Annotated in this window: 18 protein-coding genes; 5 read left to right on the top strand and 13 right to left on the bottom strand. The window is 71.0% G+C overall.

What is annotated here, in order from left to right:
* Nucleotides 1-4 precede the first annotated feature (4 nt).
* The 4 genes from QFZ64_RS28955 to QFZ64_RS28940 are packed head-to-tail and all read right to left on the bottom strand — an operon-like array spanning nucleotide 5 to nucleotide 4,595.
* Nucleotides 5-1,027 (bottom strand): TIGR03842 family LLM class F420-dependent oxidoreductase, encoded by a 1,023-nt coding sequence (locus QFZ64_RS28955; RefSeq protein ID WP_307070425.1) that lies wholly within the window; start codon nucleotides 1,025-1,027, stop codon nucleotides 5-7.
* Between the two features lie 9 nt (nucleotides 1,028-1,036).
* Nucleotides 1,037-2,440: a dihydropyrimidinase gene (gene hydA, locus QFZ64_RS28950; RefSeq protein ID WP_307070424.1), complete on the bottom strand. Its 1,404-nt coding sequence runs from the start codon at nucleotides 2,438-2,440 to the stop codon at nucleotides 1,037-1,039.
* Nucleotides 2,437-3,756 carry an aspartate aminotransferase family protein gene (locus QFZ64_RS28945; RefSeq protein WP_307070423.1) on the bottom strand — a complete coding sequence of 440 codons (1,320 nt, stop codon included), beginning with the start codon at nucleotides 3,754-3,756 and terminating at the stop codon, nucleotides 2,437-2,439. The genes hydA and QFZ64_RS28945 overlap by 4 nt, the downstream gene beginning before the upstream one ends.
* Nucleotides 3,753-4,595, bottom strand: a complete 843-nt coding sequence (locus QFZ64_RS28940) for a nitrilase-related carbon-nitrogen hydrolase (RefSeq protein ID WP_307070422.1) — start codon at nucleotides 4,593-4,595, stop codon at nucleotides 3,753-3,755. Before QFZ64_RS28940 ends, QFZ64_RS28945 begins: the two co-directional genes overlap by 4 nt.
* Before the next feature lie 324 nt (nucleotides 4,596-4,919).
* Here QFZ64_RS28940 and QFZ64_RS28935 point away from each other — a divergent pair, with 324 nt between their 5' ends.
* Nucleotides 4,920-7,457, top strand: coding sequence for an ATP-dependent Clp protease ATP-binding subunit (locus QFZ64_RS28935; RefSeq protein WP_307070421.1), 2,538 nt, complete (start codon nucleotides 4,920-4,922; stop codon nucleotides 7,455-7,457).
* Between the two features lie 65 nt (nucleotides 7,458-7,522).
* Here QFZ64_RS28935 and ggt read toward each other — a convergent pair whose 3' ends face one another.
* The gene (gene ggt, locus QFZ64_RS28930; protein ID WP_307070420.1) at nucleotides 7,523-9,361 is read right to left on the bottom strand and encodes a gamma-glutamyltransferase; all 1,839 of its coding nucleotides are present in this window, start codon (nucleotides 9,359-9,361) and stop codon (nucleotides 7,523-7,525) included.
* Nucleotides 9,362-9,582: 221 nt separating this feature from the next.
* On the opposite strand from ggt, the gene QFZ64_RS28925 reads away from it, so the two are divergent.
* On the top strand, nucleotides 9,583-10,344 hold the full coding sequence (locus QFZ64_RS28925; protein ID WP_307070419.1) for a hypothetical protein: 762 nt from the start codon (nucleotides 9,583-9,585) through the stop codon (nucleotides 10,342-10,344).
* A 362-nt stretch (nucleotides 10,345-10,706) separates the two neighbouring features.
* On the opposite strand, the gene QFZ64_RS28920 is transcribed toward QFZ64_RS28925, so the two are convergent.
* On the bottom strand, nucleotides 10,707-11,156 hold the full coding sequence (locus QFZ64_RS28920; RefSeq protein WP_307070418.1) for a DUF6278 family protein: 450 nt from the start codon (nucleotides 11,154-11,156) through the stop codon (nucleotides 10,707-10,709).
* A gap of 381 nt (nucleotides 11,157-11,537) precedes the next feature.
* On the opposite strand from QFZ64_RS28920, the gene QFZ64_RS28915 reads away from it, so the two are divergent.
* Nucleotides 11,538-13,361, top strand: a complete 1,824-nt coding sequence (locus tag QFZ64_RS28915) for an SGNH/GDSL hydrolase family protein (RefSeq protein ID WP_373430677.1) — start codon at nucleotides 11,538-11,540, stop codon at nucleotides 13,359-13,361.
* A gap of 48 nt (nucleotides 13,362-13,409) precedes the next feature.
* Here the strand turns inward: QFZ64_RS28915 and QFZ64_RS28910 are convergent, their stop codons facing one another.
* The 7 genes from QFZ64_RS28910 to QFZ64_RS28880 all read right to left on the bottom strand — a co-directional run bounded on the left by QFZ64_RS28910 (nucleotide 13,410) and on the right by QFZ64_RS28880 (nucleotide 20,306).
* Nucleotides 13,410-14,189 (bottom strand): exodeoxyribonuclease III, encoded by a 780-nt coding sequence (locus QFZ64_RS28910; RefSeq protein ID WP_307070417.1) that lies wholly within the window; start codon nucleotides 14,187-14,189, stop codon nucleotides 13,410-13,412.
* Between the two features lie 80 nt (nucleotides 14,190-14,269).
* Nucleotides 14,270-14,905 carry an MBL fold metallo-hydrolase gene (locus QFZ64_RS28905; protein ID WP_307070416.1) on the bottom strand — a complete coding sequence of 212 codons (636 nt, stop codon included), beginning with the start codon at nucleotides 14,903-14,905 and terminating at the stop codon, nucleotides 14,270-14,272.
* A gap of 88 nt (nucleotides 14,906-14,993) precedes the next feature.
* Nucleotides 14,994-16,292, bottom strand: a complete 1,299-nt coding sequence (locus tag QFZ64_RS28900) for an alpha/beta fold hydrolase (RefSeq protein ID WP_307070415.1) — start codon at nucleotides 16,290-16,292, stop codon at nucleotides 14,994-14,996.
* A 466-nt stretch (nucleotides 16,293-16,758) separates the two neighbouring features.
* Complete coding sequence (locus QFZ64_RS28895; protein ID WP_261994930.1) at nucleotides 16,759-17,964, bottom strand: site-specific integrase; 1,206 nt, start codon at nucleotides 17,962-17,964, stop codon at nucleotides 16,759-16,761.
* Between the two features lie 71 nt (nucleotides 17,965-18,035).
* The gene (locus QFZ64_RS28890) at nucleotides 18,036-18,377 is read right to left on the bottom strand and encodes a hypothetical protein (RefSeq protein ID WP_187285955.1); all 342 of its coding nucleotides are present in this window, start codon (nucleotides 18,375-18,377) and stop codon (nucleotides 18,036-18,038) included.
* Between the two features lie 793 nt (nucleotides 18,378-19,170).
* The gene (locus QFZ64_RS28885; RefSeq protein WP_148013087.1) at nucleotides 19,171-19,404 is read right to left on the bottom strand and encodes a DUF397 domain-containing protein; all 234 of its coding nucleotides are present in this window, start codon (nucleotides 19,402-19,404) and stop codon (nucleotides 19,171-19,173) included.
* Nucleotides 19,401-20,306 carry a helix-turn-helix transcriptional regulator gene (locus tag QFZ64_RS28880; protein ID WP_307070414.1) on the bottom strand — a complete coding sequence of 302 codons (906 nt, stop codon included), beginning with the start codon at nucleotides 20,304-20,306 and terminating at the stop codon, nucleotides 19,401-19,403. The genes QFZ64_RS28885 and QFZ64_RS28880 overlap by 4 nt, the downstream gene beginning before the upstream one ends.
* Nucleotides 20,307-20,497: 191 nt before the next feature.
* Here QFZ64_RS28880 and QFZ64_RS28875 point away from each other — a divergent pair, with 191 nt between their 5' ends.
* Nucleotides 20,498-21,994: a hypothetical protein gene (locus tag QFZ64_RS28875; RefSeq protein ID WP_307070413.1), complete on the top strand. Its 1,497-nt coding sequence runs from the start codon at nucleotides 20,498-20,500 to the stop codon at nucleotides 21,992-21,994.
* A gap of 38 nt (nucleotides 21,995-22,032) precedes the next feature.
* Nucleotides 22,033-23,040, top strand: coding sequence for an asparaginase (locus tag QFZ64_RS28870; protein WP_148013090.1), 1,008 nt, complete (start codon nucleotides 22,033-22,035; stop codon nucleotides 23,038-23,040).
* The last annotated feature ends 21 nt before the right edge of the window (nucleotides 23,041-23,061 follow it).

The raw sequence follows: 23,061 nt of genomic DNA, 5'->3' as shown, positions 1-23,061 counted from the left end.
CCGGTCAGCCGGCGAGTGCGGGGATCACCTCGGCGCCGTACGCGTCGACGACCGCCTCCTGGGCGTCGTGCATGTCGTACACCGCGAACTGGTCGACACCCAGGGCACGCAGCGCCCGGAGCTTCTCGACGTGGCGTTCGACGGGGCCGAGGACACAGAAGCGGTCCACGATCTCGTCCGGCACGAACGCGGTGTCCGGGTTGTCGGCGCGCCCGTGATGGGAGTAGTCGTAGCCCTCGCGCGCCTTGATGTAGTCGGTGAGCGCGTCGGGCACGGCCGTCGAGTGCTCCCCGTACCGGGCGACCAGGTCGGCGACGTGGTTGCCGACCATGCCGCCGAACCAGCGGCACTGGTCGCGGGCGTGGGCGAGCGCCTCGGGCGAGTCGTCGGCGGTGACGTACGCGGGGGCGGCGACGCACACCGTGACGTCGGCGGGGTCACGGCCGGCCGCCGAGGCGGCGTCCTTGACCGTCCGCACCATGGAAGCGGTGAGGTAGGGGTCGGCGAGCTGGAGAATGAACCCGTCGGCCTCCTCCCCCGCCATCCGCAGCGCCTTCGGCCCGTACGCGGCCATCCACACGGGGAGCCGGGCGCCCGGCCGGACCCACGGGAACCGGACGACCGTGCCGCCGCCGAGGTCGGCCGGCTCACCGCCGGCCAGCGCCCGGATCACCTTCATCGCCCCGCTGATCCTGGCCAGTGTGTTCGGCTTCCGGCCGGCCACCCGCATCGCCGAGTCCCCCCGCCCGATCCCGCACACCGTGCGGTTGCCGAACATGTCGTTGAGGGTGGCGAAGGTGGAGGCGGTCACCTCCCAGGTGCGGGTGCCGGGGTTGGTGACCATCGGGCCGACGGTGAGGGTCGTGGTGTGCGCCAGGATCTGGCTGTGGATGACGAACGGTTCCTGCCACAGCACGGCCGAGTCGAAGGTCCAGCCGTGCGTGAAGCCGTTGCGTTCGGCGCGCCGCATCAGGTCGACAACGCGCGAGGCGGGCGGGTCGGTCTGCAGAACGAGCCCGAAGTCCATGCGCCACTCCTAGTCGAGGTACTGGCAGGTGGAGCGCGGCAGGTATCTGCCGTGCCCCGCGCGGCCGGTGAACTCCCCCTTGGTGACGACCGGTTCCCCGCGCGAGAGCACGGTCTCCACCCGGCCGGTGATCCGCCGCCCCTCGTACGCCGAGTAGTCGACGTTCATGTGGTGCGTCGCGGCGGAGAGGACCTGCTCGGCGTGCGGGTCGTAGACGACGAGGTCGGCGTCGGAGCCCGGGGCGAGCGTGCCCTTCCTCGGGTAGAGGCCGAACATGCGGGCCGGGGTGGCGCAGGCGAGCTCGATCCAGCGGCGGCGGGACAGGTGCCCGTCGACGACGGCCTGGTGGAGGAGGTCCATGCGGTGCTCCACGCCGGGCATGCCGTTGGGGATCTTCGAGAAGTCGCCGCGGCCCAGCTCCTTCTGGCCGGTGAAGCAGAACGGACAGTGGTCGGTGGAGACCACCTGGAGGTCGTTGGTGCGCAGCCCCCGCCACAGCGCCGCCTGGTGCTCGCGCGGGCGCAGCGGGGTGCTGCACACGTACTTGGCGCCCTCGAAGTCCGGCTCGGCGAGGTTGTCGGTGGACAGGAACAGATACTGCGGACAGGTCTCGCCGAAGACGGGCAGCCCGTCGTCACGGGCGCGGGCCAGTTCGGCGAGCGCCTCCCGCGCCGAGACGTGCACGACGTACAGGGGCGCGCCGGCGACCTGTGCGAGCCGGATGGCGCGGTGGGTGGCCTCGGCCTCCAGCAGGGCCTTGCGGACCTCGCCGTGGAAGCGGGGGTCGGTGTCGCCGCGGGCGAGGGCCTGTCGGACGAGGACGTCGATGGCGATGCCGTTCTCGGCATGCATCATGATCAGCCCGCCGTTGCCGGCGGCGCGCTGCATGGCGCGCAGGATCTGGCCGTCGTCGGAGTAGAACACCCCCGGGTAGGCCATGAACTGCTTGTACGAGGTCACGCCCTCGTCGACGAGGAGGTCCATCTCCTTCAGCGTCCCGTCGTGCACGTCCGAGACGATCATGTGGAAGCCGTAGTCGATCGCGCAGTTGCCCTCCGCCTTGGCGTGCCAGGCGTCCAGGCCCTCGCGCAGGGTGCCGCCGACGCTCTGGATCGCGAAGTCGACGATCGTGGTGGTGCCGCCCCAGGCGGCGGCCCGGGTGCCCGTGGCGAAGGTGTCCGAGGCGTAGGTGCCGCCGAAGGGCATCTCCATGTGGGTGTGCCCGTCGACACCGCCGGGGACGACGTACTTGCCGGTGGCGTCGATCGTGCGGTCGGCGGTGAACGCCTCGGCGGCCGGGGTGCCGGTCGTGGCGAGGGCGGCGATGCGGCCGTCCTCGATCAGGACGTCGGCGTGGAGTTCGTCGGCGGCGGTGACGACGAGGCCGCCGCGGACGACGGTACGGCTGCTCATGATGCCTGCCTCTGCCTGTCCGTGTCCGGCCGGCGGGGGCTGTGCAGCGCGCGCAGGAGGATGTCGGCGCCCTCCTCCGCCTCGTCGGCGGTGAGGGTCATCGGCGGGGCGATGCGCAGGGCGCTGGTGTTGTGGCCGCCGCCCTTGCCGACGAGGAGTCCGCCCTCGCGCGCGGCCTCCAGCACGGCGGCCGCGGCGGCCGGGTCGGCCTCGTCCGTGCCGGGCCGGACGAGCTCGACGCCGATCATCAGCCCGCGTCCGCGCACCTCCCGTACGCCCGGGTGGTCAGCGGTGCCGGTCCGCAGCCGTTCCAGGAGCTGTCCGCCGACGCTCCGGGCGTTGTCCTGCAGCTCGTGTTCCAGCAGGTAGGTGAGGTTGGCGAGGCCGGCCGCCATGGTGATCTGGGTGCCGCCGAAGGTGGAGATGCTGTTGGCGTCGAGACAGTTCATGATCTCGGCGCGGGCCACCACACCGCCGATGGACATGCCGTTGCCGATGCCCTTGGCGAAGGTCAGCATGTCGGGCGGGCCGTTCTCGGCGTGTGCCTGCCAGCCCCAGAAGTGGTCGCCGGTGCGGCCCCAGCCGGTCTGCACCTCGTCGGCGATCCACAGGATGCCGTGCTCGCGCAGCACCTCGCGGAAGGCCGCGTACAGCCCGTCGGGAGGGGAGGTGAAGCCGCCGACGCCCTGGACCGGTTCGGCGATCAGCGCGGCCGGCGCGCGGGTGTGGCCGAGCAGGTCCTTCAGGTCCTCGACGCAGGCCGCGACGAACTCGGCGTCGCCGAGGTGGGCGTACGGGCCGCGGGTGCGGACGCCGCCGTGCACGTAGAGCGTCTGCAGCGGGGAGAGGGAGGTGGGCGACCAGCCGCGGTTGCCGGTGATGCCGACAGTGGAGAAGGAGCGGCCGTGGTAGCTGTTGCGCATCGCCAGCAGGGTGTTGCTGCGCCGGTGGGTGGTGGCGAGCAGCAGCGCGGTGTCGTTGGCCTCGGTGCCGGAGGTGGTGAAGAAGACGCGGGCGTCCGGGATGCCGCTCAACCCGGCGATGCGCTCGGCCAGTTCGACCATCGGGCGGTTGAGGTAGAGGGTGGAGGAGTGCAGGATGCGGCCGGCCTGCTCGCTCACCGCCTTGGTGACCTCGGGCAGGGCGTGCGCGGTCATGGTGGTGAGGATGCCGCCGAAGAAGTCGAGGTACCTGGTGCCCTCGGCGTCCCAGACGTGCCGGCCCTCGCCGTGGGTGATCTCCAGGGGTGTGTCGTAGTAGAGGGCGAGCCAGTCGGGGAGTACGGCGCGGTGGCGGGCGTGGAGGTCGTCGGTCACGGCTGCACCAGTCCTTCGTACGCGTCGGGGCGGCGGTCACGGTAGAACGCCCACTGCTGCCGTACCTCGTCGATCAGTCCGAAGTCGAGGTCGCGGACGAGGAGTTGCTCCTCGGTGTCACTGGCGGCCTCGCCGACGAACTGTCCGCGCGGGTCGACGAAGTAGGACGTGCCGTAGAAGTCGTTGTCGCCGTACTCCTCCCGTCCCACCCGGTTGATGGCGGCGACGAAGTACTCGTTGGCGACGGCGGCCGCGGGCTGCTCCAGCCGCCACAGGTGGGAGGACAGACCCCGGTGGGTGGCGGACGGGTTGTAGACCAACTGGGCGCCTTGCAGCCCGAGTTGGCGCCAGCCCTCGGGGAAGTGCCGGTCGTAGCAGATGTAGACGCCGACCTTGCCGACGGCGGTGTCGAAGACGGGCCAGCCGGCGTTGCCGGGCCTGAAGTAGTACTTCTCCCAGAACCCGTGGACCTGGGGGATGTGGTGCTTGCGGTACTTGCCGAGGTACCGGCCGTCGGCGTCGATCACGGCGGCGGTGTTGTAGTAGAAACCGGACCCCTCGACCTCGAAGACGGGCACGACGAGCACCGTCCCGGTCTCGCGCGCCAGCTCCCGCATCCGGGTGACGGTGGGCCCGTCCGGCACGGGTTCCGCCCAGCGGTAGTGCTCGGGCTCCTGGACCTGGCAGAAGTAGGGGGCGTTGAACACCTCCTGGAAGCCGAGCACGCGGGCCCCCTGCCGGGCCGCCTCACGGGCGTGCTCCTCATGCTTGGCGATCATGGATTCGGTGTCACCGGTCCAGGTCGCCTGGACCAGCGCCGCGCGTACGACGTGAGCCATGTGCCGCTCCTTCACCTGATGGCCCCCGCACCGGGGACGTCAGAGAGCCTCTACGCCCGTAGACACGGACGCGGAACGACGACCGTAAGCCTCCGGAGCCGCCGTGCCAAGACACCGCGCCCCAGCGGCGCACGGTGCCGCGTCATTCCGCGGCTCCGCCGCGGGGCGCGACCAGCCACCCCCCGACCTCACCCGCGCACACCCAGGCTCCCCTCCCCTTGGGCGCTCCATGCATAACCGCGAAGCGCACGGGCACTCGCCGTCGGACCGGCACGTAGAGCTATGGCGTCCCGGAACCGACCGGGAAGCCAGGGACGGAAGGCCATGACCAGCGGCTTCACCAGTCCGGAGGGCTTCGGTTCGGACCCCTTCGCGGAGTTCTTCGCACGCTTCTTCGGCGGTGCCCGTCCCGGCCCTCGGCAGATCGACATCGGCGGGCTGCTGAGCCGGCCGGCCCGGGAGCTGGTCGCGGGAGCCGCCACCTACGCCGCCGAGCACGGCAGCCGGGACCTGGACACCCAGCACCTGCTCCGCGCCGCGCTCTCGGTCGAGCCGACCCGGCGCATGCTCAGCCGCGCCGGGGCCGACCCCGACGACCTGGCGACGGAGATCGACGAGCGCTCCGGGCCGACCCGGTCCGACGAGGACCCGCCGCCCACCTCCGTCGCCCTCACCCCGGCGGTCAAGCGCGCCCTGCTCGAGGCGCACGACATGGCCCGGGCGAGCGGCGCCGGCTACATCGGCCCCGAGCACGTGCTCAGCGCGCTCGCCGCCAACCCGGACTCCGCCGCCGGGCACATCCTCAGCTCGCTGCGGTTCGGCAGCCCCGGCGGCCCGCTGCCCACCGAGCCGCCGGAGGCCGCGCAGGGGCGCCCCGAGCGGCCCCGGGGAACCGGGACGGGGACCGGCACCCCGACCCTGGACAAGTACGGCCGCGACCTCACCGACCTCGCCCGCCAGGGCCGGGTCGACCCGGTGATCGGACGCGACGAGGAGATCGAGCAGACCGTCGAGGTGCTCTCCCGGCGCGGCAAGAACAACCCGGTGCTCATCGGCGACGCGGGCGTCGGCAAGACCGCGATCGTGGAAGGGCTCGCCCAGCGCATCGCCGAGGGTGACGTGCCGGACATCCTGCTCTGCCGCCGCGTCGTCGCCCTCGACCTCACCGGCGTGGTGGCCGGAACCCGCTACCGGGGCGACTTCGAGGAACGGCTGACCACCATCGTCGACGAGATCCGCGACCACTCCGACCAGCTCGTCGTCTTCATCGACGAGCTGCACACCGTGGTGGGCGCCGGGGGCGGCGGCGAGGGCGGGTCGATGGACGCGGGCAACATCCTCAAGCCCGCCCTGGCCCGCGGCGAGCTGCACATCGTCGGCGCGACGACGCTGGAGGAGTTCCGGCGCATCGAGAAGGACGCGGCGCTGGCCCGCCGCTTCCAGCCGATCCTGGTGCCCGAGCCGTCGGTACCCGACGCGATCGAGATCCTGCGCGGGCTGCGCGACCGCTACGAGGCCCACCACCAGGTCCGCTACACCGACGAGGCGCTCGTGGCCGCCGTCGAGCTCTCCGACCGCTACCTCACCGACCGGCACCTGCCCGACAAGGCGATCGACCTCATGGACCAGGCCGGCGCCCGGGTGCGGCTGCGCTCGCGCACCAAGGGCACCGACGTCCGGGCCCTGGAGCGTGAGCTGGAGCAGCTCGTCCGGGACAAGGACCAGGCGGTCGCCGACGAGAGTTACGAGCAGGCCACCCGGCTCCGTGACCGCATCGCGGAGCTGAAGGAGCGCATCGGCGAGGACAGCGGGGAACAGGCCGTCGACGAAGGGCAGCACCTGGAGGTCACCGCGGAGGCCATCGCGGAGGTGGTCTCCCGGCAGACCGGCATCCCCGTGGCCAGCCTCACCCAGGAGGAGAAGGAGCGGCTGCTCGGCCTGGAGCGGCACCTGCACGAGCGGGTGGTGGGGCAGGACGAGGCGGTCCGCGTGGTCTCCGAGGCCGTACTGCGCTCCCGGGCCGGGCTCGCCAGCCCCGACCGGCCCATCGGCAGCTTCCTCTTCCTCGGTCCGACCGGCGTCGGCAAGACGGAGCTGGCCCGGACGCTCGCGGAGGCGCTGTTCGGCAGCGAGGAGCGGATGGTGCGCCTGGACATGAGCGAGTACCAGGAACGGCACACCGTCAGCCGGCTCGTCGGCGCCCCGCCCGGCTACGTCGGCCACGAGGAGGCCGGGCAGCTCACCGAGGTCGTACGGCGCCACCCGTACTCCCTGCTGCTGCTCGACGAGGTGGAGAAGGCGCACCCGGACGTCTTCAACATCCTGCTCCAGGTGCTCGACGACGGCCGGCTCACCGACTCCCAGGGCCGCACCGTCGACTTCACCCACACCGTGATCGTGATGACCAGCAATCTCGGCTCGGAGGCCATCACCCGGCGCGGGGCCGGACTCGGCTTCACGGCGGGTGGCACGGAGGCCGCCGAGGAGGCGCGCCGGGAACAGGTCCTGCGGCCGCTGCGGGAGCACTTCCGGCCCGAGTTCCTGAACCGGATCGACGAGATCGTCGTCTTCCGACAGCTCACCGAGGACCAGCTCCGCCGCATCACCGACCTGCTGCTCGACCGGACCCGGCGGCGGCTGCGGGCGCAGGACGTCGATGTCGACTTCAGCGACGCGGCGGTCGACCTGCTGGCCCGGCGCGGCTACCGGCCGGAGTACGGGGCGCGGCCGTTGCGGCGCACGATCCAGCGGGAGGTCGAGAACCAGTTGTCCCGCTTCCTCCTCGACGGGAGGGTGACCGCGGGGCACCGGCTGCGGGTGGACGTGGAGGAGGGCGAGCTGGTGTTCGACGCGGAGCGGTGAGGCGGGCGGGCGGTTCCGGCGTGCCCTGGGTACGCCCGCCCCACCCGCCCGCCTCACCGACGGGCTCAGCGCCCCGGTCGTACCACCATCGCCGAGCCGCCTCCCCGGCGGACCCTCTCGGCCGCCGCCAGCCACGTGCCGTTCGGCAGGCGCTGTACGCCGGTCGCCGCGCCGATCTCCGGGTTCGGGGAGAACGCGTGGCCGAGGGCCTCCAGCCGGGCGCGCTGCGCGCTGTCGTACAGGCCCGGTTCCAGTTCCGTCTTCGCCGCGTTGCGCTGGCTGGCGCGGGGCGCGGCGATCGCGTCGACGAGCGGCATCCCGCGGTCGACGAAGTTGGTCAGGGTCTGCAGCACGGTGGTGATGATGGTCGCGCCGCCGGGCGAGCCGAGCGCGACGACCGGCCTGTCGTGCCGGTCCAGCACGATCGTCGGGGAGATCGACGAACGCGGCCGCTTGCCGGGGCCCGGCAGGTTCGGGTCGTGGACGGCCGGGTTGGCGGGGGCGAAGGAGAAGTCCGTCAGCTCGTTGTTGAGCAGGAAGCCGCGGCCGGGGACGGTGATGCCGCTGCCGCCGGTCTGCTCGATGGTGAGGGTGTAGGAGACCACGTTGCCCCACTTGTCGGCGACCGTGAGGTGGGTGGTGTTCTCGCCCTCGTACGTCGTCGGGGCGGCCGTGCCGCCGGTGCCGCAGGCGGCGGGGTGGCGCGGGTCGCCGGGGGCGAGGGGGCTGGTGAGGACCGCGTCGTCCCTGATCAGGCAGGCGCGCGAGTCGGCGTAACTCTGGGAGAGCAGGCCCTTGGTGGGCACCTCCTCGAAGGCGGGGTCGCCGACCCAGCGGCCGCGGTCGGCGAAGGCGATGCGGCTCGCCTCGATGTAGTGGTGCAGATACTGGGTCTCGCTCGCCCTGGAGAGGTCGGTGCGCTCCAGGATGTTGAGCGCCTCGCCGACAGTGGTACCGCCGGAGGAGGACGGGGCGATGGAGTAGACGCCGAGGCCCCGGTAGTCGGTCCTCGTGGGCGCCTGGACCTTGGCCCGGTAGGCGGCGAGGTCCTTCCGGGTCAGCTTGCCGGGGCGGGCGTTGTAGCCGGAGGCGGGGTCGACGGGCGGCTTCCGGGCGGTGGCGGCGATGTCCTCGCCGAGGTCGCCGTGGTAGATCGCGCCCACACCCTTGCGGGCCAGCTCCCGGTAGGTGGCGGCGAGGTCGGGGTTCGTGAAGGTGGAGCCGACGGCGGGCGGTGCGCCGCCGGGCAGGAACAGTTTCGCGGTGGCGGGGAAGTTCCGGAACCGGGCCTCGTTGGACGCGGTCTGGGAGCGGAAGGTCTCGTCGACGGTGAAACCGCGGCGGGCGAGGCGTTCGGCGGGCGCGAGGACCGTGCCCAGCCGCTCGCTGCCCCAGCGGTCCAGCGCCGTCTGCCAGGTGGCGGGGGTGCCGGGGGTACCGACGCTCAGTCCGCTGGTGACGGCGTCCGCGAAGGCCAGCGGCCTGCCGTCCTCGACGAAGAGGTTCTTGTCGGCGGTGAGCGGCGCTCTCTCGCGGCCGTCGACGGTGTGCACCGTGCGGGAGCGGGCGTCGTAGTAGACGAAGTAGCCGCCTCCGCCGATGCCCGAGGAGTAGGGCTCGGTGACGCCGAGGGCGGCGGCGGTGGCGACGGCCGCGTCGACCGCGTTGCCGCCCTTCCTGAGCACCTCGATGCCGGCCGCCGAGGCGTCCGCGTCGACGCTCGCCACGGCGCCGCCGTGACCGACGGCGACGGGGACCTTCGCCGGTGTCGCCGGTGCCGGCGATGTCGTGTCCGTGGCGGCTGCCGGGCCCGGGGGCGCGGACGGGGGCGCCGCGGCCCCCACCGACACCACCGCGGCCGAGACCGCGAGTACCGCCCAACTCCGTGCGACGGGACGACGCATGCGTACCTCCAGTCAAGAACCGTCCGCGCAGCGTAACGCCGCGGCGCCATGACCGCGACAACGCGTGGGGAGGGCGCGCGCGTCGGCGATCGTCGGCGTACGCCGCGGATCGCGTGCGCGGGTTCACGCGCACCTGCCCGCGTGTGCGTGCCCGTCCGCGCGTGCCCGTCCGCGAGGACTGTCGAACACCGTTGCGGCCGGGACCGCTAGCATGCGCGGCCATGACAGACGACGTGCGCAACATAGTTCTGGGTGTGATCGCGGCCGGCCTCAGCGCCTCGCTCGGCTGGCTCACCCGCACCTACCTGTGGAAGCGCAGACTCCGGCGCAAGCAGGCCTTCTTCGGGCTGCCCGCCAACTCGGAGTCGCTCCTGGTGGTCAACCGGGACGCGGGCAGCACGGAGCTGGCGGTGCACCGCTACGACGTGTTCGCACTGCTGGAACTGTCCGCGCTCATCAAGGACTGCGGGGCGGGCGTCCAGGTCGTCACCCAGGACACGGCCCAGCAGGGCTTCGGCGAGCGCACCGAGTTCTGCGTCGGCGGGCCGAGTTCGAACCGCCGGATGGCGGCGCACATGCAGGCGATGCTGCCAGGCGTACGGGTCAACACCGACCCCGAACCGGTCGCCGACCGGGCGGCGTTCCGCATCGGCGACGAGCGCTACCGGATGGAGCCGGGCGTCGCCGAGTACGTGCTCCTCGCACGGCTCACGGCCGGTCAGCCCGACCAGGTGCGGCCGGTGTTCCTCTTCTCCGGGCAGCGGGCCATCACCAACCAGGCGGCCACCCGTTACCTCGCCCGCCACCACACGCGGCTCGCCCGCAAGTACGGCAACGGCACGTTCGTCCTGCTGCTGAAGGTCGTCAACTCGCAGGCGTACGGGCCGGACGTGGTCGAGCTCGTCGCGGACGTGACCCGTGCGGCGCAGGCCCCGCTGCCGGCCGACCCGGCGCCGGAGCGCCCGTCGCACCGGGCGAGCTGAGGGGGCGCGGGAGCCCGGCCCGTCCGGCGTGCAACTGACCTCCTTCTCGTCGGCGGACGACCCGTCGTGCGTGTCGGTTCCACCGAGCGAGCAGTGATCCTCGGCTGCCGCCGGACAAGGCCGGCCGGGTGCGGTGCGCTGCTCCCCCTGGTGACGCGTGCCGTTCGATCGACGGACCGACAGCCGTGCGGAGTCAGCCTACTCGCTGCGGACGCGGGCCTCCCGTACGGGCGCGGACCGGGACGCGCGCGGAAGGGTGCGCAGGCGCGCGCCGCTTCGGGGACGGTGCGATCTCTCCGGCTCACCGGGCGCGGGGTGCCGCCCGGTGGGGTGGCGTGCCGCCCGCCGGCCGGGGTGTGCCCTCACGCCACTTCCGCGTAGACCTGGGACAGTTCCGGCGCGCCGGTCATCGCCCACTCCTGGCCGTCCGTCACCACGTCGATCTCCCGTCCGGTGGCGAGCAGCACCACGGGGTGGCCGGACCGCAGTTCCCAGACGGCGCCGGGCACCGTCCGCACGATGACCGTGCCGAGGTACAGCCCCGCGTCGTTGCCGAGCCAGGGCAGCAGTTCCTCGTCGTCCCGCCAGCGCGGGACCAGTTGGTCGAGTGCCTCCAGTGAGGCCGCGCTGTCGTCCAGATCGACCCCGGCCTGTTCGGCCTGCGCACGCAGCAGTTCGCACTCGGCCAGCAGCGCGCCGATCCCCTCGTCGACGTCGACGGAGTGTGCGGAGTCACCGGCGGTGGCCACCGCGTCTCCGGGGGCCGTCGCGCCATGGCTCTTGCGCCAGTTGCCCAGGAAAGGGATGTTCATACCTCCAGACTGGCACCACCCCCGCTCCGCGCACCACAAGCGCGCGGTACCGGTGTGTTCACCCTCGTTTCGTCGACGAGTCACTTCCGTGTCCTTGGCTTCCAGGGTCTGTCCCAAGCTTCTAGGGTCTGTCTCGATTCCCGTCGTCCGTCCGGAGAGCGGGCCGGGCGGCGTCAGGTGCGTGCCCCGGGGTCCCCCCTGCTCGAAGAGCTTGGGGGAGCGTGCGTGGCGTCGCCCGGCAGACGGGAATCGAGAGACGGGCCCTGGGCACATCTGTGGCGTTCGGGCACATCTGTTGTCGCGTCAGTCCGGTAGACGGATTTTCGGACGGATCGGCTCCCTGGCGCCCCCGGTGAGTCGTCGGACAGAGAGGAGCCCGTGGTGCGACGCCTTCGTCTCGGGTGGGTGGCCGTGGTTCTCGGAGTGTGCGCGGGGGCCGTGCTGCCCGGCCCGCCGGCCCGGTCGGCGTCCGCGGCGAGCGCCTCCTCCGGTGCCGTGCCGGCCGTGCCGCTCGCGCGGCTGTTCGACAACGTGGCCATCAGCGACGACGCCCGGCCCGGCGCCGCGGACTTCGACGGAGCCGGGCGCTCGTTGTCGGCGCGGGACCTCTCGGCGGCCGGCTGGACCCCCGGACGCGTGCTGACCGTCCAGGGTGCCCGGCTGACCTGGCCGGGCACGGCCCCGGGCAGGCCGGACAACGTACGGGCCGCCGGGCAGTCGGTCCGGCTGCGGGGCCGCGGCGACGCGCTCGCGTTCCTCGTCGCCGGAACCGGCCCCGGCACCGGGGCAGGGGGCGGGGGCGCCGCGGGCGGCACCGGCACGGTGCGGTACGCCGACGGCTCGCGTTCCGCCTACCGGCTGGCCGCGCCCGACTGGCGCACCGGCCCCCTCGCCACCAAGGCGGTCGCGCTGCCGCGTCTGAACACCCCCGCGGGACCGCTCGCCGAGCGGGCACGGCTGTACGTGGTGACGGTGCCGCTGGTACGCGACCGGGCGGTGGCGTCCGTCGCGCTGCCCCACGACCGCGACCTGCACGTGTTCGCGCTGTCGGTGCGGTCGGTACCGCCGGTGCGGCCGGCCGGGCGCGGCTGGACGGGGAGCTGGGCCGCCGCGACCTCCGGGTACACCTCGGTCGGCCCCTGGACCGACCGCACCCTGCGGCTCGTGGTGCACACCTCCGTCGGCGGGCCCCGGGCACGGCTGCGGTTCGACAACACGTTCGCCTCGACGCCGGTGCGGTTCGGCGGCGCGACGGTGGCGGTGCGGGGCGCCGGGGCTGCGGCGGCCGGGACACCGGTGCCGCTGGCCTTCGGCGGGGCGCGGGGCGTGACGGTGCCGGCGGGTGCGCAGGCGGTCAGCGATCCGGTCCCGTTCGCGGTGCCCGCCGACGCCGATCTACTGGTCAGCTTCCATCTGCCGGGCACGGTCACGGCGGCGCCCGTGCACCGGCTCGCGCTGCAACGGTCGTACCTCAGCGAACCGGGCGACCATACGGGCGAGAGCGGCCCCGGGGCGTACACCTCGACGCTGACCACCTGGCCGTTCCTCACCGGCGTCGACGTGGGAGGCGGCCCGGGCACGGTGGTGGCGCTCGGGGACTCGATCACCGACGGCGAGAAGTCCGGCACTGACACCGACCGACGCTGGCCGAACGTGCTGGCCGACCGGCTGCTGCGGCAGCGCGCAGTGCCGCGCTACGGGGTGCTCGACGAGGGGATCTCCGCGAACCGGGTGGTCGCCGACCGCTACCCGGGCGACGGGGTCTCCACCGACACCGGCGGGGTGAGCGCGGCGCACCGGCTTGACCGCGATGTGCTGGCGCAGACGTCGGCGCGGACCGCCGTGGTCTTCGAGGGCGTCAACGACGTCCGCTGGGGCGCCACGGCGGACCAGGTGATCGCCGGGCTGCGGGAACTGGGCACGCGGGCGCACGCGCGCGGGGTCCGGGTGCTGGCCGCCACGATCGCCCCGTGCCAGGGCGAGGCGCTGTGCACGGCCGCCGCGGACGCCCACCGGACGGCCGTCAACGCCTGGCTGCGCCGCGCCGACGGCACCTTCGACGGCGTCCTCGACTTCGACGCCGTCCTGCGCGACCCGGGCCACCCGGCGCGGCTGCGCGCGGAGTACGACAGCGGCGACCATCTGCACCCCGGCCCGACGGGGCTGGCCGCGCTGGCGGACTCGGTGGACCTGCGGCTGCTGTGAGGCGGGCCGGGCGGCGCGGGTGACGCCGGTGGCTCGGCGGGGCGGGCGTCAGACGTCCAGGTCCACCACCACCGGCGCGTGGTCCGACGCGCCCTTGCCCTTGCGCTCCTCGCGGTCCACGTAGGCGTCCTGCACGGCCTTGGCGAACGGCTCGTTGCCGTACACCAGGTCGATCCGCATGCCGCGGTTCTTGGGGAAGCAGAGCTGGCGGTAGTCCCAGTACGTGTAGGGGTGGTCGTACTTCAGCGGGCGTGGGACCACGTCCGCCAGGCCCGCCTCGCGCAGGGAGCTGAGCGCGGCGCGCTCGGCGGGGGTGACGTGGGTGGAGCCCTCGAAGGCGGCGCGGTCGTAGACGTCGTCGTCGGCGGGGGCCACGTTGTAGTCGCCGAGGACGGCGAACGGGCGGTCCCCCGCCGCGTCCCCGGCGACCGCCGCGCGCAGCGCCTCGAACCACTGGAGCTTGTAGGCGTAGTGCGGGTGGTCGACCTCGCGGCCGTTGGGCACGTACACCGACCAGACGCGGACCGGGCCGCAGGTGGCGGAGACCGCGCGGGGTTCCTGGACGCCCTCGTACCCGGGGTCGCCGGGGAGGCCCTTGACGACGTCCGCCAGGCCGACGCGGGAGACCACCGCGACGCCGTTCCACCGGCCGGTCGCGTGCACCGCGGACTCGTAGCCCAGCTCGCGCAGTGCGTCGGACGGGAACTGTTCCTCGGTGGTCTTGGCCTCCTGGAGGCACAGCACGTCCGTTCCGCTGCTCTCCAGCCAGGCGAGCAGCCGGGGCAGCCGAGCGGTGATCGAGTTCACGTTCCAGGTCGCGATGCGCATGCCCTACAACGTACCGGGCGGCACTGACAACACGGCCCGGACCGGCTCATGGCTCCGACCGGCTCATGACTCCGACCGGCTCAGAGCTCGGCGGAGGCTCCGGACCCGAGCCGCAGGTGCTCCGCGCCACCGAGACCGCCGATCATGCCGTCGTAGACGGGGCGGGCGAGGTCGGTCAGGAGCGCGTCGTGGACGTCGTACGCACGCTGCGGCTTGACCTCGCGGACGTAGTCGATGATCTCAGCGATCTTGTTCCAGGGGGCCATCACCGGCAGCATCAGCGTCTCGACGGGATGGCCGGGGACGGTGAGCGCGTCGCCGGGGTGGAAGACCGTGCCGCCGTCGATCAGATAGCCGACGTTGGTGATGCGCGGGATGTCGGGGTGGATCACGGCGTGCAGCTCGCCGTGGACCTGGACGTCGAAGCCGGCGGCGGTGAACGTGTCGCCGTGGCCCACGGTGTGGACGCGGCCGGGGAACGCCGCCGAGAGCTTGTCGGCGACCGCCTTCAGGGTCCAGATCCGGGCCTCGGGGTTGGCTTCCAGACCGGCCCGCAGCCGGCCCTCGTCGAAGTGGTCGATGTGCTCGTGCGTGACCAGGATGGCGTCCGCGCCGACCGCGGCGTCCTCCTCGCTCAGCATGCCGGGATCGATGACGAGGGTGCGCCCGTCCTTCTCGAGGCGGACACAGGAGTGGGTCTTCTTCGTGAACTTCATGGTTCCATCCTGCCCCCGCCGAGCCCCTCCCGGAGCACCTCAGAATGGTGCTCGGACTGCCAGGCTCACCCGGAACCCGCGCCCCGGTTCACTCCTCCGGCGTGGTCTCCTCGCGGATCACCTGCTGGGCCACCCGGAAGGCGGCGTGCGCCGCGGGGATGCCGCAGTAGACGGCGGTCTGCAGCAGCACCTCCTTGATCTCGGCGGGGGTCAGCCCGTTGCGCAGCGCGGCGCGCACGTGCGGGCCGAGCTCCTCCGTGTGGCCGCCCGCGATCAGCGCGCCGAGCGTGACGCAGCTGCGCGCGCGGCGGTCGAGGGCGGGTCGGTCCCAGACCTCGCCCCACGCGTAGCGGGTGACGAACTCCTGGAAGTCGCCGGAGAACTCGTCCGCCGCGGACAGCTCCTGGTCCACGTGGGCGTCGCCGAGCACCTCGCGGCGCACCTTGAGCCCCGCCTCGTGCGGGTCCTGCCGGCCCACCTGCTCGGGCTGGACGGCGGCCGGGGCGATCGCCGCGAGGGGCGCGTTCGACGGAGCGGCGACCGGCACCGCCGCCACCGGGACGGCCGGGATCGGGATGTGGCCGGTCGCCGTGTCGAACATCGGCTGCTGCCACGCGCTGGAGAAGTGGCGCACGAGCAGGTCGGTGACGGCGCCGGGCTGTTCGACCGGGACGAGGTGGGAGGCGCCGGGGACGACCGCGAGCCGGGCGTCGGGGATGCCCGCCACCAGGGTGCGGGCCTCGGCCGGCCCGGTGACCTGGTCGTCCGAGCCGGCCAGGACGAGCGTGGGCACGCCGATGCGGCCGAGTTCGTCCCGCACGTCGAACGTGGCGAGGGCCTCGCAGGCGGCGATGTAGCACCCGGGGTCGGTGGTGCGGACCATCTGCACCGCCCACTCGGTGATCGCGGGCTGCGCGGCGGCGAACCCGCCGGTGAACCAGCGCTCCGGAGACGTCCGCGCGATGGGGTCGAGTCCGTTGCTGCGGACGATCACCCCGCGCTGGCGGAACTCGTCCGCCGTGCCGAACCGGGGCGAGGCGGCGATCAGTACGAGGGAGGCGAGCCGCTCGGGGTGGCGCAGCGCCAGCTCGAGGCCGAGCGCGCCACCGAACGCGCAGCCCGCGTACCCGAACCGCTGTACACCGAGCGCGTCGAGCGTGGCCAGCAACCGCCGGGCGAGATCACCGACGGACCCGCCGGGGTGCGCGGGCGCACCCCCGTGCCCGGGCAGATCGAACCGCAGCACCCGCCACTGTCTGCCCAACTCGGGCACCTGCCGGTCCCACATGTGCCATGTGGTACCCAGTGAGGGACCCAAGATCAGGACCGGAGCGTCTTCTGGCCCGTCAAAGCGGTATTGCAGGGTGTTCATCGGTGTCTCACTCACCCGCCTGACCCTCTCATCTGTCACGAGATGTCACATCGCCGGGGTGAACCTCGCGGACCTTGCCACGCTCCGGCACCGCCAGACCTGCCGACGAGAGCGCAGGCATAGGTTATCCGCCATGCACTCGTGGCCGTGTCGACAGTGGGCCCTCCGGGGGCGTGCCCTCCTTTAGTCACTACGAGCAACGCTTTTCCCTTTGATCACGGTCTCCAGGCAGTTCGCGTTGCAGCATCAAGTGTGGTGGCACGGACGAGGCTCGGTGTGACTCACCTGGAAACCTTCCGGAATCCCGCCCAACAGCAGCTTGAACACCACACGGTGAACGCTTGGTAGACGGCTTGGCCGTAGCCGCATGCTCTCAGTGACAGCCACCGGTCCAAAACCAGCAAGCGGACCTCGAATCCACGTCGCCCCAATCCTGCTGGCCATACTGCTCGCAAGTCGCTCGGCTGATAGTCCGCGTGGCTCACTGTTGCCCCTCCGCCGCACCCCCGTGCAGGCCATCCCAAGTCGTGGCGGCTCCGCGCAGATCCTCTACGTCCGGCTTGACGTACCACCGTTTGGTCGTCTTTACGTTCGTGTGTCCGGCCCATCGCGCGAGGATGTGGTCCGGGACACCGTTGTTGGCCAGGAAGGTGAAGCACGACGAGCGTGCGTCGTAGAGCCTGACGCGGCGGAGCCCGAGGAGCTCCATAAGCCGGTACGCGCGTCGGCGAAGTTGCTTGATCGTGAAGGCGTCGCCCGCCTCGTGCGCCAGCACGTAGCCCGACACTGTGTACGCCTCCCCCAGGGCGAGCCTCTCCTCGGCTTGGAGAGCCCGGAATGCCTTGAGGGCTCCCAGCACCAGCGCCGGCAGCGGCAGATCCCGCTCACCCGCAAGAGACTTGGTGTCCTTCTCCACCACGTACCGGTTGCCCATCATCGTGCGCGTGTTGGCAATGACGATCGTGGCGTTCTCCAAGTCAACGTCTTCCCACCGGAGGCCGCAGACTTCAGCTGGACGAAGCCCCATCAGCGAAAGAAGAAGCGCAGCATAGAGCCGCTCACCCCTAATTCCATGTATGAATCTCTGAACCTCCTGGACATTCCAAGGCCGCACCTCCTCTTTAGTCTTCCGCTCTTCCTTGCGCGCCCTCCGAGGAATGGTCACGTACGCAGCGACATTGACGTACACCAATCGGCGGGTAACGGCTCTCCCCAGCGCTTCCTTCAGCCGAGCAAGGCTCATATCCACACTCGTGACACTGAGTGGCGTCCCGGCCCTTTTACCACGCACGCGGCCTTGCGCCAGCGCCCAGTCCCTCCACTCTTCCACGTGCTCTTCAGTGAGGTCCTGGAGACGGATACTGCCGAGCCTCCCCCGAACTCGGTCCAGGGTAATCCGGTAGTTGTAGATGGTGGTTTCTTCGAGGTCCTCCGCTTTCATGGCCAGCCATCGGTCGAGCCACTCATTCACGGTGATCTTGTTGGGCGGCACAAGCGACCCATCATGCCGCCGATTAGTTATGTTCGCGTACTCAGCCCTAGCTTCCTTCAACGAGTCGAAGGTGCGCCTCAACTGCTTACGCTTACCAGTTTCGGGGTCGATTCCTGCGTCGACAACAAACTGGTATCGAACCTTCCCCTTCGAGTTCGGCGGAAGTTTCTTGATGGGATCGGACAGAATACTCACTCTCCTTGGGGGTGTGGAAACTACACAGGAGCGGAGGAGTCACTGCGCTTCAGCGGAGGGTGCCGCCGGCATCACGGCTGCGGCAGCTGATGCTCCTTCTCTTCCTCCCCAGTGGGTTTGGGGAGCGCTGCCTTCTGCTGTGTCCGCCACGGCTCCACCGCCAAGTACAGCCAAATGCGGACCTGCCCAATGGTCGCGACGATCGCCGGTTTGGCTAACCGGCGAGCGTGGTCTATGTTGCGCGCTGCATCACGAACCCGGCGTCTGCTTGGGCTCGCCATCGGCGAGGGAAAGCAGATATGAGCGCAAGGCTCGGGCTTGCCGTCCGAGGCGACCATCAGCAGGCCGTCGTCCGTGAGCCGGTCGAGATTTCGCGTAGCGCGGCGCTCGAGAATCCTGATGGCCTGTGCCACTTGCCGTGTTGTGGCACCGGGATGCCCCGCAACATAGACGAGGACGACACGATCACCGCGGTACCCTCGTTGCAGGAGATCCTCACCGAATAGGCCGGCCGGGCAGACGCAGACGCAGAGCCCGGTGGATACCGCAAGGTAGGCACCCGTCGTTTGGCCGATCCAGGCGTTCAGTCCGCCAAGGACAAAGAGTGCGGGTGAAGTGAAGCGGGCCGATCGGATAGCGGAGTCTGACAGACGGGCCTCCCAGGTAGGGGCCACGCCAGCGGGACAACTCGCGCAACGTGTCATTCCGAGCAGTTTCGGAAACCTGAGCGCAGTCAACGAGTAGCACCCTCTGACCTGGTGTTTCGCGGGACGTTGTACGTTGACATGGCCCCGGCCTAGCTTTCCAGTCTTTCGGCGCTCTTTCTTGTCTGCCGTCGGCGAATCCCCTACTTACCCTCTCATGAGGGGTTGATGCGGCACGGACGCGACGCGGGAAAGGCTCCCCGCAGCATCACGACCGTCCTGGGAAACCGAGGGGAATGATTCGTCCGTTTCCACCCACCCGAATGACGAAGTCAGCGACGGCCGGCGTCGACAGGGCGGGTCCGTCGCGACGAGGAAAGCAACCCGCGGCCGGGCGGTGCGCCGTTGAACGGCATATTAGGTGGCGATGCCTCGGAGACGGCGGCCACGGACTGCGGACGAGATTCCCCGTGTGGCTGGGCCGGGCAGCGGGCAGGAACGCTCGGGCCGGCCCCATCTGCCGTGGGGCCGGCCCGTTGTCGTGCAGTGCTTTAGGACGGGGTCACAGATCGAGCAGGAAGTCGAAGTCCGTGTCCTTCGCGCCGAGCAGCCACGCCTTGGCCTCGGCCGGGGTGAAGACCTGGGGCGGGCGACCAGGGTTCTGCGAGTCACCGATCAGGACGTACCCGTCCTTGACGGCGACCCGCACGCAGTTCCCGCCGCCGCCGCTGTACTTGGACACCGTCCATTCGACCGACGTGAGGTCGAACGAGGACGGGTCCGGCTTCGCTGTCACTGTTCTAGCTCCTTGATCCTTTTCTTGAGGCGCGTGCGCGTCTCGTCGGGGTCCAGCGCCCGCTCCCACAGGTTGGTGAAAGCCGCGGTGTAGCGCTGCACATCATCTTCCCCGTCGAAGTACAACGAGCTGACCATCGTCTCGACCCACACAACCTGGCGGGCGGCCTCCGGAAAGGCCATCAGGACGAACGGGCCCGCAGACCCCGGATGCAATCCGACGGCGTCTGGCAGGATACGGATGGTGTTGCGAGGATCTTCGGACTCCTCCAGAACTCGTTCCAGTTGCCGCCTCGCCATGCTGAGGTCGTCGTCGGCGATATGGAGCGCACGCTCATCCACCAGGGCGCGGAGCTCGGCGAGTGCACCCTCTCGCACCTGCTGCTGGCGGTCCATGCGGACGTCGACGAGTGCCTTGACCTCGGAGGGACGCAGATCGGGCCGCATCTGGGCGATAACCGCGTAGGCGTAGTCCTCGATCTGGCAGAGCCCCGGCCAGATGTCCCGTTCATAGTTGGACAGCGCAGCGGCCCGGCGCTCCATCTTCAGGAAGCCCTCGAACTGCATGGGTCCCAGCAAGTGTGCGTTGCGTCGCCACAGGGCAGGACGTGGTCGACCGGCCGGAGTGGTGTCCGCCCCCAGTAGTGCCAGGATTTCTGAACTCTCGGAGTCGCTGGCCTGGTAGACCTCAAGCAGCGCTTCGATGAGATCCCGGGCCACACGTCGGCGCTGCCCTCGTTCGAGTCGGCTCAGCCCGCTCTTGTCGATCTTGACTCCGCGCCGGCGCAGCACTTCGTGGCCTGCAACATCGCCCTGCGTGAGGTCCCGGCGTTCTCGCAAGTCCTCCAGGCGCAGGCCGACTTCACTGAGGGTCAGCGACCACGGCGTCTTCGCTTCTGGCATGGTGGCCAGTCTGACGGCTCGTCGCCTTCCCTACAAGCAATATGGTCGCGCAATTTGCTCGACCATATTGCTAACGGCTTGCCTTTGGGAGCATCCTAGCCAGGGTCACGAAGCGTGCAGCGCCCGTCGCCATGCGTGGAGGCCGCTCCGCTGCTCCGCTGTCCGCACACGCCCAGGGAGGGGCCGCCGCGATGCGTCGGACGCTGTTCAGCCTCCTGTTGAAGAAGCAGAACCTCACCACCTGGGAAGTGTTCTGCGTGCCCTACACGGCCACCGGCCGGGAGCTCGCCCGCAAGACCGGCAACCGCCGTCTCGCCACGGTCAGCCTGGGGCGCACCACGTTCGACCGATGGTCCTCCGGCAGCTGGTACGGCCGGCCCCGCGGTGAAGCGGCGCAGATCTTGGAGCGCATGTTCGGGCACCCCGTTGACGTTCTGTTCAGCCCGGCACCCGATGCAAGCGAGTCCCCGGTGGCCGTGGGGTCGGTGGCAACGCGGATCGGATCCCGCTGGCCCACTTCCAGCATGCTGATCCCCGCAGGCGGCCCCGCTGGGACCTGGGAGATCACCGGGCGCCACCGCTTGGACGGGACGAGCGCCGCAGTTCACCTTCTCCCGGTCATCAGGCGGGGCGAGGAAGTGAACCCCGACGACCTGAGCCAAGACGGCCAGCGCGACCTGGAGGGGTTCTTACGGCCGGCGCGCCGCGGATTCATCGTCGGTGTCGAGGAGCGACGCGGCGACCTGGACCTGTACGTCCGCGAAGCCGCGTCCGCCCGCAGGACGGGCCGACCAGGACCGCAGTCCGCCGGAACCCTGTCGATTCCCTCGGCCTACCTCCTGGACGACCTCACGTATGGCATCGTCTGGGCGCTCACTCAACTCGACGACGGCCTCCTGGCCGACGACCAAGTCCTCGACAGCGAGCGGCACCTCATCAGCACCTACCTGTCCTTACCGAGATCAGCGCCCAGCCAGTTGCTCGTAGACCTCACCGCCGCAGGCAGCAGCTGGATGGGGTCGGCGTTCTGCGCCCAGCACATCCAGCAGGAGCTGGCCAACGCCACCGAGGTGCCTACCTTCTGGACACGCGAGCAGAGCGGGGAGGAAGCGGCCCCCTGGCTGTTCTTCAAACACAAGCTCGACTACCTCCAGACGCTCACGCGCTTCCACAGTGCCTCTACGCAGACCGTCCGGGTCTTCTGCCTGCCTGAAGGTGAAGTCGCCCAGTCCGAGCGGTACGAGAGAGTTCTGCTGCTGTTGGCGATCGCCCTCATGGAGCGCGTCGGTATCCGGGTGCGGGTAATACCGAAGCCGGAATACTCAGAGGTGGACGGCGTGGCCCTGGTCCCCGGTCAGCAAGCCGTTGTCGCCAACTGGGTGCGGGTTCCCGGCGGGGCGCTCTGGGCCGCCGGCAGCACGTCGACCCGGGGTGACCTGCGCACGTACGCGGCAGCGTTCGCCGACGCACAGGGCAACGACGTCCTGTCGGGCGCTGCGGACTCGGCGAGCCGGCTGCGGGCCCTCTGCGGCTACCTGGGCCTGGACTGGGACTGGTTGACCTCCCGGTGCCGCTCCCTGGGTGAGTACGGTGTCGCCGGACTCGTTCGACCGCGTAGCCGCCTGCTGACGGTGAACGCGCTGGATGAGACCCTGCTCTTCCTCGGCAAGCTCACGTCCGACCAATGAGACCTGTCCACGCCGCCCCCAGGCATGAAAGGCCCTTCGTGTCCTCCGCTGACCGTGACCCGCACCGCTCCGTTCTCGTCCTGGCCCTCGGCGGCACCATCGCCATGACCCCCACTGCCTCGGCGTCCGGGGTCGCGCCCACTCTGACCGGCGCCGATCTCGTTGCCGCCGTGCCCGGCCTCCAGGGCACCGCGGTCACCGCTGAGGACTTCCGGAAACTGCCCGGCGCATCCCTGACGACCAGCGACATCGTCGACCTGGTGGGCCGGCTGGAGCAGGCCGATCGTGAAGGCGTCGACGGGATCGTGGTCACCCAGGGCACCGACACCCTGGAGGAGACCGCGTTCCTGGCCGACATCTACTACCGGGGCAGCGCGCCGGTGGTCTTCACCGGGGCTATGCGCAGCGCCGCGTCAGCGGGTGCCGACGGTCCGGCGAACCTCCTGGCCGCCGTGCAGACCGCCACGTGCGCAAGTGCACGGGAACAAGGGGTTCTTGTCGTCCTGGGTGACGAGATCCATGCCGCCCGGCACGTCCGGAAGATGCACACGACCAGTCCGGCCGCCTTCGGTTCCCCGGCGACCGGCCCGCTCGGCCGTCTGGTGGAGGGAACAGCGCGGCTCCAGCGCGCCCTGAAGAGGACCGGAGCCGTCCCGCTGCCGCTCGGCGCCCCGGGCGCCCCGTCCGAGGTAGAGGTCGTCACCGCGTCCCTGGGCAGCAGCGGAATCCTGCTGGAGGGGCTGGAGGACAAGGTCTCCGGGCTGGTCGTGGCCGCCTTCGGTGCCGGCCACGTCCCCCAGACGTGGGTTCCCCGGCTGGAAGCGCTGGCGGCTGCGATGCCTGTCGTCCTCGCGTCGCGCATCGGCACCGGGCCCGTCCTAACCTCGACCTACGCCTTCCCGGGCTCCGAGAGCGACCTGTTGGCCCGGGGCCTGGTCGCCGCGGGCACGCTCGACCCGTACAAGGCCCGCCTGCTCCTGGTCGCGCACCTGGCCGCAGGCACACCGCGCTCGGAGATCGCCAAGGTCTTCCTCAATTACTCCTGATCCCGCCCCAACCAGCACGAA

The sequence above is a fragment of the Streptomyces sp. B3I8 genome (genome assembly GCF_030816915.1).
Classification (GTDB): domain Bacteria; phylum Actinomycetota; class Actinomycetes; order Streptomycetales; family Streptomycetaceae; genus Streptomyces.
This window is presented reverse-complemented; position numbering and strand designations above follow the sequence as displayed.